This window comes from Collinsella aerofaciens (genome assembly GCF_018785265.1).
Taxonomy (GTDB): Bacteria; Actinomycetota; Coriobacteriia; order Coriobacteriales; family Coriobacteriaceae; genus Collinsella; species Collinsella aerofaciens_AI.
This window is the reverse complement of sequence record NZ_WQPK01000030.1, coordinates 78,532-94,162: the sequence shown is the minus strand read 5'-3', so window position 1 is coordinate 94,162 and position 15,631 is coordinate 78,532. Positions and strand designations below refer to the sequence as shown.

The 15,631-nt window shown below is 55.4% G+C and carries 18 protein-coding genes; 9 read left to right on the top strand and 9 right to left on the bottom strand.

Features of this window, described 5'->3' with window-relative positions; genetic code table 11:
- A partial coding sequence (locus GPK42_RS10045) for an ATP-binding cassette domain-containing protein (protein ID WP_252200133.1) occupies positions 1-273 on the bottom strand: 273 nt, incomplete at its 3' end.
- Between the two features lie 396 nt (positions 274-669).
- On the opposite strand from GPK42_RS10045, the gene GPK42_RS05610 reads away from it, so the two are divergent.
- The 6 genes from GPK42_RS05610 to GPK42_RS05585 all read left to right on the top strand — a co-directional run bounded on the left by GPK42_RS05610 (position 670) and on the right by GPK42_RS05585 (position 5,519).
- Positions 670-1,374, top strand: coding sequence for a CDP-alcohol phosphatidyltransferase family protein (locus GPK42_RS05610; RefSeq protein WP_040359866.1), 705 nt, complete (start codon positions 670-672; stop codon positions 1,372-1,374).
- A gap of 66 nt (positions 1,375-1,440) precedes the next feature.
- On the top strand, positions 1,441-1,875 hold the full coding sequence (locus tag GPK42_RS05605) for an FHA domain-containing protein (RefSeq protein ID WP_215694092.1): 435 nt from the start codon (positions 1,441-1,443) through the stop codon (positions 1,873-1,875).
- Positions 1,876-1,878: 3 nt separating this feature from the next.
- Complete coding sequence (gene ftsR / locus GPK42_RS05600; RefSeq protein ID WP_138112611.1) at positions 1,879-2,757, top strand: transcriptional regulator FtsR; 879 nt, start codon at positions 1,879-1,881, stop codon at positions 2,755-2,757.
- 40 nt (positions 2,758-2,797) lie between these two features.
- On the top strand, positions 2,798-3,328 hold the full coding sequence (locus GPK42_RS05595; RefSeq protein WP_006235999.1) for an adenine phosphoribosyltransferase: 531 nt from the start codon (positions 2,798-2,800) through the stop codon (positions 3,326-3,328).
- A 32-nt stretch (positions 3,329-3,360) separates the two neighbouring features.
- Entirely contained in the window at positions 3,361-4,488 is a 1,128-nt protein-coding gene (locus GPK42_RS10115; RefSeq protein WP_215694090.1) for a coiled-coil domain-containing protein, read from the top strand.
- Positions 4,489-4,652: 164 nt separating this feature from the next.
- Positions 4,653-5,519 carry a DegV family protein gene (locus GPK42_RS05585; RefSeq protein ID WP_215694088.1) on the top strand — a complete coding sequence of 289 codons (867 nt, stop codon included), beginning with the start codon at positions 4,653-4,655 and terminating at the stop codon, positions 5,517-5,519.
- Between the two features lie 72 nt (positions 5,520-5,591).
- On the opposite strand, the gene GPK42_RS05580 is transcribed toward GPK42_RS05585, so the two are convergent.
- Both GPK42_RS05580 and GPK42_RS05575 read right to left on the bottom strand, forming a co-directional pair.
- Complete coding sequence (locus GPK42_RS05580) at positions 5,592-6,203, bottom strand: DUF1836 domain-containing protein (protein ID WP_215694086.1); 612 nt, start codon at positions 6,201-6,203, stop codon at positions 5,592-5,594.
- A gap of 152 nt (positions 6,204-6,355) precedes the next feature.
- Positions 6,356-7,294: an NAD(P)/FAD-dependent oxidoreductase gene (locus GPK42_RS05575; protein WP_215694084.1), complete on the bottom strand. Its 939-nt coding sequence runs from the start codon at positions 7,292-7,294 to the stop codon at positions 6,356-6,358.
- A 222-nt stretch (positions 7,295-7,516) separates the two neighbouring features.
- Between GPK42_RS05575 and GPK42_RS05570 the strand changes: the two genes are divergently transcribed.
- Positions 7,517-8,713, top strand: coding sequence for an MGDG synthase family glycosyltransferase (locus GPK42_RS05570; protein ID WP_338404334.1), 1,197 nt, complete (start codon positions 7,517-7,519; stop codon positions 8,711-8,713).
- A gap of 388 nt (positions 8,714-9,101) precedes the next feature.
- Here GPK42_RS05570 and dut read toward each other — a convergent pair whose 3' ends face one another.
- Genes dut through GPK42_RS05555 form a run of 3 tightly spaced genes read right to left on the bottom strand, consistent with a single transcriptional unit; the run spans position 9,102 to position 10,494 of the window.
- On the bottom strand, positions 9,102-9,545 hold the full coding sequence (dut, locus tag GPK42_RS05565; protein WP_215694080.1) for a dUTP diphosphatase: 444 nt from the start codon (positions 9,543-9,545) through the stop codon (positions 9,102-9,104).
- Between the two features lie 4 nt (positions 9,546-9,549).
- Complete coding sequence (gene nrdR / locus GPK42_RS05560; protein ID WP_022093781.1) at positions 9,550-9,993, bottom strand: transcriptional regulator NrdR; 444 nt, start codon at positions 9,991-9,993, stop codon at positions 9,550-9,552.
- Between the two features lie 51 nt (positions 9,994-10,044).
- Complete coding sequence (locus tag GPK42_RS05555) at positions 10,045-10,494, bottom strand: LysM peptidoglycan-binding domain-containing protein (protein WP_161194491.1); 450 nt, start codon at positions 10,492-10,494, stop codon at positions 10,045-10,047.
- A 163-nt stretch (positions 10,495-10,657) separates the two neighbouring features.
- Here GPK42_RS05555 and lexA point away from each other — a divergent pair, with 163 nt between their 5' ends.
- Together lexA and GPK42_RS05545 are read left to right on the top strand one after the other, a co-directional pair.
- Complete coding sequence (gene lexA, locus GPK42_RS05550; RefSeq protein WP_117839906.1) at positions 10,658-11,302, top strand: transcriptional repressor LexA; 645 nt, start codon at positions 10,658-10,660, stop codon at positions 11,300-11,302.
- Complete coding sequence (locus GPK42_RS05545) at positions 11,302-12,006, top strand: heparan-alpha-glucosaminide N-acetyltransferase (RefSeq protein ID WP_215694078.1); 705 nt, start codon at positions 11,302-11,304, stop codon at positions 12,004-12,006. The genes lexA and GPK42_RS05545 overlap by 1 nt, the downstream gene beginning before the upstream one ends.
- Here GPK42_RS05545 and hflX read toward each other — a convergent pair.
- Genes hflX through miaB form a run of 3 tightly spaced genes read right to left on the bottom strand, consistent with a single transcriptional unit; the run spans position 11,991 to position 15,588 of the window.
- Positions 11,991-13,280 (bottom strand): GTPase HflX, encoded by a 1,290-nt coding sequence (hflX, locus tag GPK42_RS05540; protein ID WP_215694076.1) that lies wholly within the window; start codon positions 13,278-13,280, stop codon positions 11,991-11,993. The two genes, GPK42_RS05545 and hflX, sit on opposite strands and share 16 nt — an antisense overlap.
- Positions 13,280-14,218: a tRNA (adenosine(37)-N6)-dimethylallyltransferase MiaA gene (gene miaA, locus GPK42_RS05535; RefSeq protein WP_215694074.1), complete on the bottom strand. Its 939-nt coding sequence runs from the start codon at positions 14,216-14,218 to the stop codon at positions 13,280-13,282. Before miaA ends, hflX begins: the two co-directional genes overlap by 1 nt.
- Positions 14,218-15,588, bottom strand: coding sequence for a tRNA (N6-isopentenyl adenosine(37)-C2)-methylthiotransferase MiaB (miaB, locus tag GPK42_RS05530; RefSeq protein ID WP_215694073.1), 1,371 nt, complete (start codon positions 15,586-15,588; stop codon positions 14,218-14,220). Before miaB ends, miaA begins: the two co-directional genes overlap by 1 nt.
- Positions 15,589-15,631 lie beyond the last annotated feature (43 nt).

Here is a 15,631-nt window from a genome sequence, read left to right as displayed (position 1 = left end):
GGGGTAGAGCGGCGCCTCCTCGATGAGGCTGCCGATTGCGTAGAGGTCCTCGCGGCGCCAGGCGTGCCCGGCAAAGAGGATCTCCCCGGCCGTCGGCCGCAGCATCCCGCAGATCATCTTGAGCGTTGTCGACTTGCCGGCGCCGTTGGGACCGAGCAGCCCGTACACCTCGCCCTCGCGGATATGAAGGCTCACGTCGGCCACGGCGTCCTGCGCCTGGTCGCCGCGGCCGAAGCGCTTGGTGAGCCCGCGCGTCTCGAGCATGTAACCCATGGGTTTATCCTTTCTCTTCCGGGCGCGCGGGCCGAGCCACCGTGCCCGCACGCCTTACCTTTCGGGTTCACCATCCATGGTGGGGCGCGTTTCTAACGAAGCCGTAACGGCCGTTGGGTTCTTTTAGCGCCAACCCTTCTCGACCCGCACATCATGATTAATTTGCTTAAGGCAACAACTTTCCCGATCGGTGTAATCACCAAATCAAAACGTGTACATCAGCCATCAAAGATGCCGAAAAATGTCATATTTGGAGGCTGATGTACACAAATGCAGAATCCCGCACAACCCAGTAGCATCCTCCATATGTCTGGACTCTCTATGCTTACGCTGGATAGACATCGCCGGAACGGGTATAGTATCGAAAGTTTTGTCGTTAACCAGCGGGGGAGTCCTGTGGGCATCAAAAAGAAGATCAAAAAGGAGCTTATCGGCACTTCCGATTACCCGTCGAATAAGATCTTTACGATCTCCAATTTCATCACCTTTACGCGGCTGATCCTCACCCTGGTATTTCTGTACCTGTTTGTGACGGATAACAACCGCGTCATCGCCATCGTTATCTACGCCGTTGCCGCCTCCACCGACTGGATGGACGGTCAGATAGCCCGCATGACTAAGACGGTCTCGTGGCTCGGCAAGGTCATGGATCCCATCTGCGACCGCGCGCTGCTGTTTACGGGCGTCTTGGGCCTGGTGGTCCGCGGAGAGCTGCCCATCTGGGTCTGCGTACTCATTATTGGCCGCGACATCTATCTGGGCATCGGCACGCTTATCGTGCGTCATTATCACCGTCGCCCCATCGATGTGGTCTTTCCCGGAAAGATTGCCACGGCGCTGCTCATGACCGGCTTCTCACTCATGCTGCTCGGTTTCCCCGTTATTGACGGCCTGCACCTTTTATCTTCAACCCTTACGGCCTTCCCGGGCCTCAACGGAAGCTCGGTGCCCCTCGGCATCTTCTTTGTGTACGGCGGCGTGATCTTCTCCATGCTCACGGCTGTCATCTACTCCATTAAGGGCGGAGTGGCCATTAAACAGGCTCTCGCGCATCCCGAGGACGAGGACATCGACTTTCTGAACCCTGAAATCGAAGACTGATTCGTTGGGGTATGATTACGTACGGTTCATTATTTGCGGCACGTCCGCGATAAGTTAGGGGTTGTCATGGACAACATGGTTAACAATATGCCTCAGAATGATAAGACTGCTGACGCTACCTGCGTATTCCGCGTGCCTTCAAGCGACGTCACCGTTCCCGACCTCATGGCTAACGTGCGCATCACCGCCCCCGTCCTGTCCATCGTCAAGGGTCCGCAGACTGGTGCCGCCTTTGAGCTCGAGGACGACGTGACCACCATCGGCCGCGATCCCGCGAACGGCATCTTCCTTAATGACATGACCGTTTCGCGCAGCCACGCGCGCATTATTCGCGAGGGCCTCGACGCTCGCATCGAGGACCTGGGCTCGCTCAATGGTACCTGGGTCGACGGTGCCATTGTCAATGCAGCCCCGCTGCACGACGGTTCTTCCGTTCAGATCGGTACGTTTACGCTCATCTACCACGAGAGCACGCCGGAGCGCATCGAAACCGGTGAGTAGGGCATGGCCGAACGCAACTATCTGAGTATCGGCCAAGTCGTCAACCTACTTCGAGGCGCATACCCCGATCTTTCGAACTCAAAAATTAGATTTCTAGAGGATGAGGGGCTCATTACCCCTCATCGTACGCCTAAGGGATACCGTCAGTACTCTAAGGAGGACGTTGATCGTCTGGAGGTCATCCTGCACTTGCAGAAGACCCGCTACATGCCGCTCAACGTGATTAAGCAGCGCTTGGAAAACGCCACGGACCTGTCAACGCTCGCCTACGAGGTGGGCTTGCTATCCGATGTTCCGCTCAAGACGGAGCCCAAGGAGACTAAGCAAAAGCTGCATCCCATCGAGACCATTCCCGATATGTTGGGCGTCGAAATTTCGTTTATCCGCTCGCTCGCCGAGAACGACCTCATTCGCATCATCAAGAGTCCGCAGAATCGCGAGCTTGTCGATGGTCGCGATTTTCCGATCATCCGCTACTGCTCCGAGCTGTCGCGCTTCCATATCGAGCCGCGCAACCTGCGTCAGTACGTGTCTTCCGCCAACCGCGAGTCCTCGATGTTTGAGCAGGTGCTTGTGAGCATGCTCGGCATGGATACCTCCGATGACGAGCGCGACGCCAAGCTCGAGCGTGCGTTTAAGAAGCTTCACGACCTGACGGAGGGCGTGCACACCGCGCTGCTCAAGAACCGCGTTTTTGAGTCGCTCAACGCCGTGGTCGAGGACGCCGACATCGATGCACTCGATGAGGAAATCACTCGCTCCGAGTCAACCAAGGCCAAAAACGAAGAGATAGGCGCGCCGGCTTCGCACGAGGATTCCCTCGTAAAGCCGCTCAAGGTCGTCACCCCTTCGCAATCCGGCACCGCCACCGCGGGCAAATAACAGCTGCCGCTTATCCGGCAACCCATTGAAAGGTCATGCAATGTACGACTTCGAATCTCAAATCGTCGACATCCCCGACTATCCCGAGCCCGGAGTCATCTTTAAAGACATCACGCCGCTCTTTGGCAATCCCGAGGCGCTCAAAGCCATGACCGATGCCCTCGCCGAGCACTTTGCCGGCATGGGAATCACCAAGGTCGTGGGCCCCGAGGCTCGCGGCTTTATGGTTGGCGTACCGGTGGCTGTAGCCCTTGGCGCCGGCTTTGTTCCCGCACGTAAACCGGGCAAGCTACCGCGCGAGACCGTGAGCCAGAGCTACGAGCTCGAGTACGGAACGGATTCCATTGAGATCCATGCCGACGCTATCAGCTCTAAAGATACCGTGTTGATTCTGGACGACTTGGTCGCGACGGGCGGAACCGTCGAGGCAACAGGTAAACTGGTGCGAGATATGGGCGCAAAGCTTGTCGGTTACGGTTGTATCCTTGAGCTTGCGTTTCTCAACCCGCGCGAGAAGCTCACGCCGTCTGATGACGATGTGGAGCTCTTTAGCCTGGTGACGGTGGACTAGCCGTTACCCTTAGTTACTGGAAAGGAAGCTACATGCGCACAGCAAACACGCACAAAAACATGGCACGCTGCGCTGCTACGGCAACCCTCGCTTGTGTTTTGGGCTTGGGCCTCGCGGCTCCTGCCTACGCCGATACCGCATCCGACCTTGCCGCTGCTCGTACGAAGCTCGAGCAGATCGGTACCCAAACCCAGCAGATTTACGATGAGCTCGCCACGCAGACGCAGGCACTCGATCAGACTGCTGGCGAGATCACGCAAAAGCAGCAGGAGATCGCCGATGGTCAGGCCAAACTCTCGACCTATGTCGCCGGCGAGTACAAAACCGGCGGTCTGAGCCTGCTTCAGGTTCTGACGGGTGTCGATGATCTGAGCGATATGCTCAACCGTTTGTTCTACTACGGCAAAGTTTCCGATAAGCAAGCTCAGACCATTCAAGAGGTCAAAGAGCTTAAGCAGCAGCTCACCGATAAGCAGGCCGAGCAGGAGAAGAACGTCGCCACCACGCAAAAGAAGGTTGACGAGCTTAACGCCCAGCAGGCTGAAGCCCAGAACGTCGTAAACTCCCTGGATTCGCAGCTGCAAGCCGAGCTTGCCGCAGAGGCCGAGGCCAACGCCGCGCTGCAGGCCGGCATCAACGCCAGCACTGCCGAAAAGGCCACGGTGAGCAACGAGACTGCCGGTACGACCGAGAAGACCAACAACGATGGCCAGACCAGCAATAACAACAACCAGGGCGGCAACACTCCGGCTCCTACGCCGGCACCTGCTCCGACGCCGCAGCCCTCCACACCTGCTCCGGCTCCGACGCCTTCTGCTCCGAGCCAGTCCGTCGACGGCGGTTCTGTTGTATCGCGTGCATACAGTAAGCTTGGTTGCGCTTATTCCTGGGGCGGAATTGGCCCGAACAGCTTCGACTGCTCTGGTTTTGTTAGCTATTGCCTCACTGGTCGCTATTGCCGCCTGGGCAACACGGGTACCTTTATGGGCTGGACGCGTGTGTCCGATCCGCAGCCCGGTGACGTTGTGGTCAATTCGTACCACACCGGCATTTACATCGGTGGTGGTCAGATGATTCATGCTTCCGACTACAACACGGGTGTTATCATCAGCTCCGTTGCCGCCGGCATGAACAATAACTACATCTTCGTGCGTTACTAAGTCATCTTACACAGCGTGTGAATGTGGACCTCGTGGCTTTAAGTTGCGAGGTCCATTCTTTTATCTTTAGTCCAGGCCGCTATCTAGTTTTGAATACTAGATAGCGGCCCAATCGGCCAGCAAGAAAGCTATAATTGTTGAAGAACAATTAGAAAGGACCCTCTATGAGCTGGGCACTTATCTCCGATTCAAGCTGTAACCTCCGCGATTGGCAACCGACCGCACCCCATACCACCTTTGCATTTGCGCCCCTCAAAATTCGAGTGGGGGAGCGTGAATTCGTCGATGACCTTTCGCTCGATGTTCATGAGCTCAACTGCGCTGTTCAGGCGGAGACGAACGCTTCTTCGAGCGCTTGTCCCAGCGTAGGGGAGTGGGCCGAGCTCTTCAAATTGGCAGACAAGACCATCTGCATGCCGATCTCTGAGGGCGTGTCGGGCAGCTACAACGCGGCAGCCACGGCTCGTGATATGGTTCTTGCCGAGGAGCCCGACCGACAGATTCATCTAGTCAATTCACGCGCAGCTGGCGGCAAAATGGACCTCATTTTCTTGCTGTTCGACCGCTACCTTGCAAGCAATCCGAATGTCTCATTCGAGGATGCTTGCGCATACTTTGATAGCCTTGAACAGAGCAGCAAAATCCTCTTCAGTTTGTGCAATTACGAAAACCTCGCCAAAGCCGGACGTATCCCTAAGGCAGCCGGCGTCATTGCCAACAAGCTCAATATCCGCATTTTGGGCACGGCGAGTGAGGCCGGTAAAATCGAACTCGTCGGGCACACGCGTGGCGAAAAGAAGATGCTCAACAAGATCATCGACACTATGGAAGCCGAGGGCTTTACGGGCGGTGAGGTCATCATCGATCACGTTGAGAACGAAACTGGAGCCCAGGCGCTTACTGATCGCATAGTCGAACATTGGCCCGGCTCCAAGACCATCATCATGCCCTGCAACGGCCTGGATTCCTATTACGCTGAGATGCACGGCCTGATCATCGGCTACGGCATGGGCGTAGCTTCGGGCAAATAAAGTCCAACCAGGCAAAAAACGGGCGGGACAAAGCGACAGATGGCTCTTTGTCCCGCCCGTTTTATACGTCGGCTAGCTATTAAACCCGTTGAACTTGAGATAGCTCATCAAGTACGCCTTCGAAACAAAGGACGATACGGCACTGCGCACAAGCAGCGACTCGCGTGTGACCTGATGCGCCGTATCGGGAACCGGCGTTTGCTCGATAGAAAACGCGGCGCGAATCGATGCCTCAAGCTGGTCGACCACATAATCGAAGGCAGTCGGGGCATCGTAGCTCAAACGCTGAATGTTAAAGAGTGCCTGCACCGCAGCAATAGGTAGCACCTGCTTAAAGATGCAGATAGCGATCAGGCGGGCAATCTGCTCGCGACCATACTGCTTTTTGACCGGAGCAGGCACCAGGCCGACCTTCACGTAGTTATTGATCATCGATGGCGTAATGATAGGCTGCTCAACGCAAATAGACAGCGGCTCCATCCACAGCGCAACATACTCAATAACTTGGTCGCGGTAGAGTGTCACATTTGGCAACTGGTTATAGCGCGGCAGACTCAACATATTGAGTTTGCGCACGATATCGGACTGGATAAATGCATCGGGCAACACAGTGGGTTGAATATCCTCAGGCTTAATGCTGACCGACGAATCAGACATCGGAATAACGTGTTTAACGTGGTTCATAAAGGTCCTCCGTTCATTTTCTATATTGTATTCTACGTTATCTAGTTTTGCATACCACATAGCCGGCAAGAAAATGGCGGGACAGCGCACTGATGCATCGTCCCGCCATTTAGTTAATCAATAACAACCTTACATAAGATATATTATCGTACTTATCCACGGAGAAATGCGTATGCGCTGGTTGCCGCTATGGCTCCATCAGAAACGGCAGTCACAACCTGGCGTAAACGCTTGGAACGGATATCGCCAGCGGCAAATAGACCTGGCGTGCGGGTCGCCATGGATTCATCAGTCAGAATGCCGCCATCAGGCGCCAGATCGACTAGATGCTCAACAAGTTCGGTATGGGGTTGCGTGCCGGTAAAGACAAAGATGCCAAACGAGCCGGGCTCAAATGACTCGTTATGAGTCTCACCGGATGCATTGTCCTTAAAGGTGATCGTCGTTGGCATAGCTTCGCCCGAGAGCTCCACAATACTAGTTTGGTACCTAACTGAAATATTGTCCTTTTCGAGTACTTTCTGAACAACACCATCAGGTGCACGGAACTGGTCGCGGCGCAGCACGATGGTCACACTGCTGGCAATGTCTGACAGGAACAGTGCCTCTTCGCATGCCGAATTGCCACCACCGATTACAAAGACCTGTTTGCCGCGGAAGAACATGCCGTCACATGTTGCGCAATATGAAACGCCACGACCGCGATAGGTATCCTCGCCAGCGAAACCCGCAGGACGCGGCGTGGCACCCATGCAAGCGATAACGCTCGAGGCAAGCGTATCGCCCATATCGTGATGCACCGTAAACAGCGCTGCATCGGCATCGTAATCGATACCCGTAACCATGCTCCATGTAACCTGCGCTCCCAGCCCCTCTGCATGTTGCTGAAAACGCTCGCCGAGTTCGGCGCCACTCAAGAGCGGAATGCCCGGATAGTTCTCGACTTCATTGGTCGTGGCGATCTGTCCACCCGACATGCCCTGCTCAATCACGGTCGTCGTCAGGTTGGCACGCGCAGCGTAAATGGCGGCAGCATAGCCCGCGGGGCCTCCACCGATAATCGCAACATCAATCGGCTGATCGGTAGTCATGAAGAATCCTCTCGTCGAAACGTTGTCGTTCTTTGCGCTCATACCCAAATTTACGTGAACATGACACTCATGCACTACAATGATAAATCGCGTAACAAAGCTGAAGGGGAGTTATCGATGGATCAAACGCAGACGAGCAATAGCGCTCCCCTGCCCATGCAAGCCACTCCCCAACCGGAGCAAATGACCGTTTCACATACACAAAAACCCCTGGTAACCATTGTGCACGCATCGGTTGGATCGGGCCACAAAGCCGCCGCCAACGCGATTGCACAAGCATTTGACCTTATCCGCGGCACCAAGGGAATCCCTGAGAATATTGAAATTGAAGTGCTCGATATCCTTGATTTTGGACGTATTAAATTCGACGGCAATAAGACCGCGGCTTCTTTTACGGGAGCCACACGCCCCATTTACGACCTGACCTGGCGATATACGCTTACGGGACATCTTCTCTGGGGTGGCGGCACGGCATGGTCGCGAATTATGTTCCCCGCCTTCAACGAATATATTCGTCGCCGCAGGCCTATAGCCGTGGTCGCAACGCACATCACAGCAGCCAATGTTGCCGTGGGTGCCCGCGTTATTACGGGTATCGATTATCCGGTCATCTGCGTACCAACAGACTATGAAGTCGAAGGCTTTTGGCCCCACAAGGACACCGACCTGTTCTGCGTGGCCAACGAGTTTATGGCCGAAACGCTGCGCCCCCGCAAAGTTCCCGAGTCAAAGATCCGCATAACGGGCATCCCCATCCGAGCCGGTTTCGATTCAAATTACGATCGCGAGGAAGAGCTGAGCAAGTTCAATCTCCCCATAGACAAAACCGTCGTATTGGTGATGGCCGGCGCCAGTTTGCCCCAACCATACGTGCGTTTCCGTGCCGCGATGGACCACACGCTCCCCTTCTTACGCAGCTTTGAGGACATGCACTTTGTCTTTTTACCGGGCAAGGATAAGGAATACGCCGCCCGACTCAAGACGCTCTTCGACGCCATGAAGCTCGACAACGTCACGGTTCTGGACTACGTGGACGACATGGCGGCCCTCATGCACGGCTGCGACCTGGCAATCCTCAAATCGGGCGGACTCACGGTCACCGAGTGCCTCTGCGCACATCTGCCTATGATCCTGCTGGGCAAGTCCTATGGCCAGGAAAAGGCCAACACCACTATGCTCACCGGTATGGGCGCCAGCATGCACGTCACCACGGCACGAGAGCTCATCGTAACCCTGCGCCACCTGCACGACCATCCCGAATCACTCAAAGCCCTACTCATCAACGGCGAAGTACTACGCCGCCCCCACGCAGCCGAAGACATCGCCATCGCCACCATGGAACTCGTAGGCAAACCCCAAAAACGCAAACGAGCCTTCTGCCGCTTCTACTGGGGCGGAAAACCCGCGCATATCCGCTAGCTTCGGACTGTCTGCTTTCCTGTGGGAGGCCCCTATATATCATCCCATGCTCAAACATTCTCGCTGCGCTGCGAAACTGCGCGTGGGACGATATATAGGGGCCTCCCACAGGAAAGCTGCGTTTACGTACTAGCAGCTATACCAGATTCCCCACCACTAGAACCTGCAAAGGTGAAACCGGAAAATCTAAATGTAGTAAGCCAATGCGAAAAAGGAATTGTTCCTTTGTCGCATTGGCCTACTAGAATGTAATTATTTTTTCAAGCGAGTAGCCGCCCGCCTGCCTCTCACACATATCGTTCCACGCGCAGTTTCGCAGCGAGCGAAGCGAAGCGAGAATGTTTGAGCATGGAATGATATATAGGGGCCTCCCGCGGGCGAGCGGGCATTACAATACGCCGCTAGAACCGAAACCGCCGGCTCCTCGGTCGGTTTCGTCTAGTTCATCTACTTCTACGAGATTGACCGTGGGGACTTCTTGGATGACAAGCTGGGCGATGCGGTCGCCTTTGTTAATTTGGATGTTGTTCGTGGGGTCTAGGTTGATGAGGATGACTTTAAGCTCTCCTCGGTAGTGGGCATCGATGAGGCCAGGAGTGTTGACTATGGACAGGCCTTGCTTGATGGCCAGGCCGCTGCGGGGCTGGACGAAGCCAGCGTAGCCATCGGGCAGCGCAATGGCCAAGCCAGTAGAGACCAGACGTCGCTCAAAGGGCTTGAGGGTGCAGTCTTCGTTGGCCCGGAGGTCAAGACCGGCATCCGAAGGATGGGCGTATTTGGGAAGCTCGACGGTTGGGTCGAGACGCTTAATGTTAACGGTAATGTTGGACATAAAATCACCTTAGCTTGTCGAGCTCTTGCAGAAATTCATCGACGTCTTTGAAATCGCGGTAGACCGAGGCAAAACGGATGTACGCAACCTTGTCGATCTTGGCCAAGCGCTTGAGCACCATGTCACCCAACTCATGGGACGTGACGGCCGTCAGCGTGCGAGAGCGAAGCTCGACCTCGATGTCATCGATAATCTCATTGAGCTTCTTAGTGTCGATATCGCGCTTGATGGTGGCGCGCATCAAGCCGACAAGAAGCTTATTGCGATCGAACCGCTGCTTAGTTCCATCTGACTTAATGACCTCGATAGGGTCCTCGCATCGCTCAAACGTTGTAAAGCGGTAGTTACACGAGCAACATTCGCGACGGCGCTTAATGGTGTTATTTGACTCCTGCATACGGGAATCAACGACGCGGGTATGTGCCTTGCCGCATTTGGGACAGCGCATGGTACCTCCTCTTAAACGATAACAAGGGTACCATGCGCAGCGCGATAATGATTACGAACGAGCAGGAACCTTAAGATGCGCACCGGCGGCGAGCGAACCATGCTCCAGATGATTGACGCTACGGATCATGTCGGAAGTCTCTTGCGTGGAAAGGCCTTCGATTGGATATTCTTCGGCAATCGACCAAAGAGAATCGCCAGGCTGAACGCGAATGGTCTCGTAGGTAATGTTGGAAACGGACTCGGCATACGCGGCGTGACGAGTGCTAAAGACCGACATAGCGAGGACAAAGAAGAGCGTAAGCGCAACGGCGACGGCGACAATCGTCGGAACCTTCAGGGCAACGCGGGCCGGCGCGACTACAGCCTGCTGATTGCGCGCAGGCTTTACGGTCAAAGGCTGAAAGCCGGAGCGACCACCCTGAACAACCGTAAAAGTGGGTTCTGCAGGCGTCTCGAGCTTAAGGGCGAGGTTTCCCTGGACCATATTCGTTACGTTCATCATGTTCTCCTCTCGCGTGTTTTGCTGAGAACAGTTTTATCAAGCCGCGCGGACAAAAATGTCTAGCGCGAGAACGAATGTTCGGTTATTATTATCTTCGAACAGTTGTTCCTGTCAAGCAAAATTCGAACATTTGTTTGACATGGGTAGAGAGGATGCCCTGATGGCTCGCAAAATTACCAAGCGTCAGCAGCAAATTTACGACTTCATCAAGGAATATCAGCAGGAGAAGGGTTATCCGCCCAGCGTGCGCGAGATGGCTTCTGCCGTGGGCCTTTCCTCCCCCAGCACCGTGCACGCCCATCTCTCTGCCCTTGAAGCGCGCGGGCTACTCAAGCGCGATGCCACCAAACCGCGCGCCCTGGAACTCTTTAACGAGGATGGTTCCTCTGTCTCAATTTCTAAATCTGACGAGCCCACCGCACCTCGCGGAACGGTCTCGCTGCCGCTCGTTGGTCGCGTCGCGGCTGGGATTCCCATTCTGGCCGAGCAGAATATCGAAGACACGTTTACTATCCCGACCGAAATCGCCACTGATCAGGGTTCCTTTATCCTTGAGGTGCATGGGAGCTCAATGATCAATGTCGGCATCTTCAATGGCGATTACATCATCGTCCGTGAACAAAAAAGTGCCATGAACGGCGAAATTGTCGTGGCCATGATTGATGGTTCGGCGACCGTCAAGACGTTCTACAAGGAGCAGGGACGTGTGCGCTTGCAGCCCGAGAACGACGCTATGGAGCCCATCTATGCGACGAACCCCGTTATTTTGGGTAAAGTTGTCGGCTTGATGCGCCGGTTCTCGTAATGCAAAAACGCATCACCATCTTTGATACCGTCCGCGGGTTTACGATGATTTCTATGGCAGGATTTCACGCTTGCTATGATCTCGCCTACCTGTACGGCTGGGATATGCCCTGGTTTACCCAGTCAGTCTTTCAAGACATCTGGCGCGCCAGCATCAGCTGGGTATTTTTGTTTATCGCGGGTTGGATGTGCACGCTCTCACGCAACAATGCCAAACGAGCGGCTAAGTACGCTGCCGCAGCTTTGGTCGTCTGGATCGCAACAACTCTCGTATCGGTCGACGATTCAGTGAACTTTGGCATCATTTATTGCATGGCGGTGTGCACCGTGGTGGTTGCGTTCACCCGTCCGTTACTCCAAAAATTACCGGGCTCATGGGGCATCGCAGCGTGCCTTGTTCTTTTTGCCCTAACCTGGGGCATTCCAAAGGCGGTCTACCCACTCCCCTACCTGGCATGGCTTGGATTCCCAGGCCCGGGTTTTGTTTCGGGAGATTACTATCCGCTCATACCGTTTGTCTTTATGTACCTTACCGGCTTTTTTGCTGCCCAGGCAGCACAAGCATCAAGTCTCGAAGCGCCAGCATGGGCATACGCCAATCCTATCCCGGCGCTCGCAGTCCTGGGTCGGCATGCCTTACCGTTCTACCTGCTCCATCAGCCAGTCATTCTAGGCGTGCTAGAAATCGTTTATTCCGTACGATAGCGCTCGAGCCGCGGTGCAATACGAGCCGGCAACTTCGCCACAATGCGAACGCCGTCCTCGAGATATTCCTCATGCAGAAGGGTTCCCTGCTCATGCACCAGCGTGATGAGAGCGCCCTCGCGATACGGGATATCAGCGGAGAGCAACACATCGGTGGCAGCTGCCTCGCGAGCAATCCGGTCGACGAGATCGTCGAGCCCCTCGCCCGTTTGGGCCGAGAACAGAACGGCCTCCGGATAGCGACGACGGAAACTCAATCGATCGACGATATCGAGAAGATCGATTTTATTGAATACGGTCAGCGTTAAACGCTCTCCGGCGCCGATCTCATCAAGCACGCGGTCGACAGCCTCCAGCTGCCGCTCATAGTCCTCGTCAGACGCATCTACGACTTTGAGAATTAGATCGGCACCCAAAACCTCGGACAGCGTCGATTTAAAGGCATCGACCAGACCATGCGGCAGCTTTTGAATAAAGCCGACGGTATCGGTAATCGTCATGCCGCGACCGCCGGGCAGACGATACGAACGCGTCGTCGGGTCGAGCGTAGCAAACAGCTTGTCCTGCGAAAGTACCGTAGAGCCGGTCAGACGATTGAGCAACGTCGATTTACCGGCATTGGTATAACCGGCTAACGCGACGCGAAACGCCGGGGACTCAATGCGACTCTTGGATTGAACATCGCGACGCTGTTCAACCTGCTTGAGCTCACGACGAAGCGCAGCGATCTTATTACGAATGAGGCGACGGTCGACCTCGAGCTGACTTTCGCCCTGACCAAAACGTGAGCCGATGCCGCCGCGCGTCTGCTCCTTGGCGAGATGGCTCCACATGCCACGCAGGCGAGGCAACAAATATTGAAGTTGTGCCAGCTGTACCTGCAGGCGTCCCTCACGCGTCTGAGCATGCAGGCCAAAGATATCCAGGATCAGTGCTGTACGATCGATAATCTTTACCGGCTCGCCCACGGCTTTCTCCAAATAGGATTGCTGCGAGGGGGTCAGGTCGTCGTCAAAAATAACGACATCGGCATCCATGCGATGCACCAGGCCGCACAGCTCTTCAACCTTACCGGAACCGATAAACGATTTAGGATACGGCTTTACCAAACGCTGCGACAAGCGTGCCACGCACCGGGCACCAGCTGTGTGGGCAAGACGCTCCAGCTCATCAAGCGAGCGATCGAGCGGCCATGCATTGTCGCGCCACTCAACACCAACTAAAATGGCACGCTCGGGCTCGGGTGCCGTGGGAACAAGGGGGAAACGGGCCATTAGGCAGCCTCAATACGATGCAGGATATCCTCAACGACCTCATCGATCGTACATTCATCCATATCAAACCACACGATACGGTCATCGCGCTTAAACCACGAAAGCTGACGCTTGGCATAACGACGCGAACGCATCTTAATGAGTTCGCGAGCCTCATCCATGCTCATCACGCCATTGAAAGCATCAATGATCTCTTTATAGCCAATTGCCTGCATCGACGTCAGGGCATCTCCCAGCCCCTGGCCCATAAGACCGCGGACCTCATCGACAAGACCCTGCTCAAACATCAGATCGACGCGCTGGTTAATGCGCTCGTAGAGCACCTCGCGATTACGCGTCAGACCAAACCATAGGGCATGATAATGCTCGTGCGGAACACTAAACTGCGACTTTTGCTGCGCATAGGAGACGCCATCATCATGCATCTCGAGCGCACGAATCACACGGCGCACGTTATGGGGATGAATAACAGCAGCCGATTCTGGATCGCGCTCGGCAAGCAAGGCATGCAGTTCTTCCTCGCCAATACGCTCGGCAAGCTCCTGATAGCCCGCACGACGATCGTCCTCAAGTTCACCCGAGGGAAAGTCCATCTCATCGAGGGCGGCCTTGAGATACAGCCCCGTACCTCCGCAAAAAACCGGCAGGCAACCCGAACCAAGGAGACGTTCAACATGCGCGCGAGCGTCGGCCTGATAAAGCGCAGCAGAATATGCCGCACCCGGCTCTACGATGTCGACGAGACGCAGCGGCGCCGTGCACTCATCGGGCGCCATCTTTGCGGTACCGATGTCCATGCCGCGATAGATTTGCATCGCATCGCACGACAACACTTCGGACGAAAGACGAGCTGCCAAACGGTCGGCAACATCACTCTTACCAACCGCCGTCGGACCGACGATCGCAACGGCGGAAAGACCTGCCCCGGGAGAAACCATTAGCGCGGCTCGCCCACAACGGAGCCGGACAAATACCAGGTCTTGGCAACGTCAACGTCAACATCAACGATCTTACCAACAAGCTGATCGATGCTGTAACCCTCGGGGATAGGCGCATGCACGGTCTGATTCTTGGGACTCTTGCCCAGCAGGACCGCGTCGTTCTTTTTACTCGTTCCCTCAATGAGCGCCGGAACCACAGTATGAAGCTCACCCTGGTTATACTCGTGTGCCGTGGTCTCGATAACCTTAACCAGACGGTTGAAACGCTCGAGAATAACCTCATGCGGCGTAGGATCGTCAATCTCGGCGGCCGGGGTACCGGCGCGCTTGGAATAGATGAAGGTATAGGCCTGAGCATAGCGGACCGTCTCGGCAAGTGAGAGCGTCTGCTCAAAGTCTTCTTCAGTCTCACCCGGGAAGCCAACGATAATGTCGGTCGAGAGCGCGATATCGGGCATGCGGTTGCGAATGCGATCGACAAGGCCCAGATAGTCCTCGCGTGTATAACGGCGATTCATCTCTTTGAGGATCCGCGTCGAACCTGACTGGACGGCCAAGTGCAGCTGCGGCATAACGGCAGGCGTCTCGGCCATGGCGTCGATGGTCTCGGGCAACAGGTCCTTGGGATGCGAAGACGTAAAGAAGATGCGCTCCACGCCCGTATCGCCCACGGCACGCAGCAAATCGGCAAAACGCGGCTTGCCAAACAGATCGCGACCATATGAGTTAACGTTTTGGCCCAGCAGCGTAATCTCACGCACGCCCTGGCGCACCAAACCGGTCACCTCGTCGACAATCTCCTCGAAGGGGCGGCTCTTTTCGCGACCGCGCACGTACGGCACGATGCAATAGGTGCAGAAATTATTGCAGCCCGTCATGATGGGCACCCAGGCGTGATACTGAGTCTCGCGATGCCACGGCATGCTCATGGCATCCGTATCCTCATGCTCATTGGTGCGGATATGACGCTTACCATCAAGGAACGCCTCGGCAATGAGCTCGGCCACATGTGCAATGGAATGCGTGCCAAAGATGACATTAACGTTATCGACGTTGGTGAGCAGGCCCTCGCCATCGCGCTGCGCGATGCAACCGCCAACGGCAACCACGCGCTTGCCCGAAGGCGAAGGCGGCAGGCTTTTGCAGGAATTGCACTGCCCGTACAGGCGAGTATCGGCGGCCTCGCGCACGCAGCACGTCATGAAGACAACGATATCGGCATGCGCGGGATCGAGCGCCATGAGGCAGCCATACGAATCAAGCAGACCGCTCACACGCTCGGAGTCGTGCTGATTCATCTGGCAGCCAAAGGTGCGGATAAAGTAGGTTTTACCGGCAAGAATATCGCGTACGAAACGCTGGTCCATGTGCATAAGTCCTAACGATGGGGAGCGAAACAAGGCAAGCAGA

Excerpts from the sequence above, each read along its gene's own strand:
- GPK42_RS05545 (WP_215694078.1), top strand. The coding sequence starts at position 11,302 with ATGCAAAAACGCATCACCATCTTTGATACCGTCCGCGGGTTTACGATG.
- miaA (WP_215694074.1), bottom strand. The coding sequence starts at position 14,218 with ATGGTTTCTCCCGGGGCAGGTCTTTCCGCCGTTGCGATCGTCGGTCCG.
- miaB (WP_215694073.1), bottom strand. The coding sequence starts at position 15,588 with ATGGACCAGCGTTTCGTACGCGATATTCTTGCCGGTAAAACCTACTTT.
- GPK42_RS05555 (WP_161194491.1), bottom strand. The coding sequence starts at position 10,494 with ATGAACGTAACGAATATGGTCCAGGGAAACCTCGCCCTTAAGCTCGAG.
- lexA (WP_117839906.1), top strand. The coding sequence starts at position 10,658 with ATGGCTCGCAAAATTACCAAGCGTCAGCAGCAAATTTACGACTTCATC.
- dut (WP_215694080.1), bottom strand. The coding sequence starts at position 9,545 with ATGTCCAACATTACCGTTAACATTAAGCGTCTCGACCCAACCGTCGAG.
- GPK42_RS05575 (WP_215694084.1), bottom strand. The coding sequence starts at position 7,294 with ATGACTACCGATCAGCCGATTGATGTTGCGATTATCGGTGGAGGCCCC.
- hflX (WP_215694076.1), bottom strand. The coding sequence starts at position 13,280 with ATGGCCCGTTTCCCCCTTGTTCCCACGGCACCCGAGCCCGAGCGTGCC.
- GPK42_RS05605 (WP_215694092.1), top strand. The coding sequence starts at position 1,441 with ATGGACAACATGGTTAACAATATGCCTCAGAATGATAAGACTGCTGAC.
- GPK42_RS05580 (WP_215694086.1), bottom strand. The coding sequence starts at position 6,203 with ATGAACCACGTTAAACACGTTATTCCGATGTCTGATTCGTCGGTCAGC.
- GPK42_RS05595 (WP_006235999.1), top strand. The coding sequence starts at position 2,798 with ATGTACGACTTCGAATCTCAAATCGTCGACATCCCCGACTATCCCGAG.
- ftsR (WP_138112611.1), top strand. The coding sequence starts at position 1,879 with ATGGCCGAACGCAACTATCTGAGTATCGGCCAAGTCGTCAACCTACTT.
- GPK42_RS10115 (WP_215694090.1), top strand. The coding sequence starts at position 3,361 with ATGCGCACAGCAAACACGCACAAAAACATGGCACGCTGCGCTGCTACG.
- nrdR (WP_022093781.1), bottom strand. The coding sequence starts at position 9,993 with ATGCGCTGTCCCAAATGCGGCAAGGCACATACCCGCGTCGTTGATTCC.
- GPK42_RS05585 (WP_215694088.1), top strand. The coding sequence starts at position 4,653 with ATGAGCTGGGCACTTATCTCCGATTCAAGCTGTAACCTCCGCGATTGG.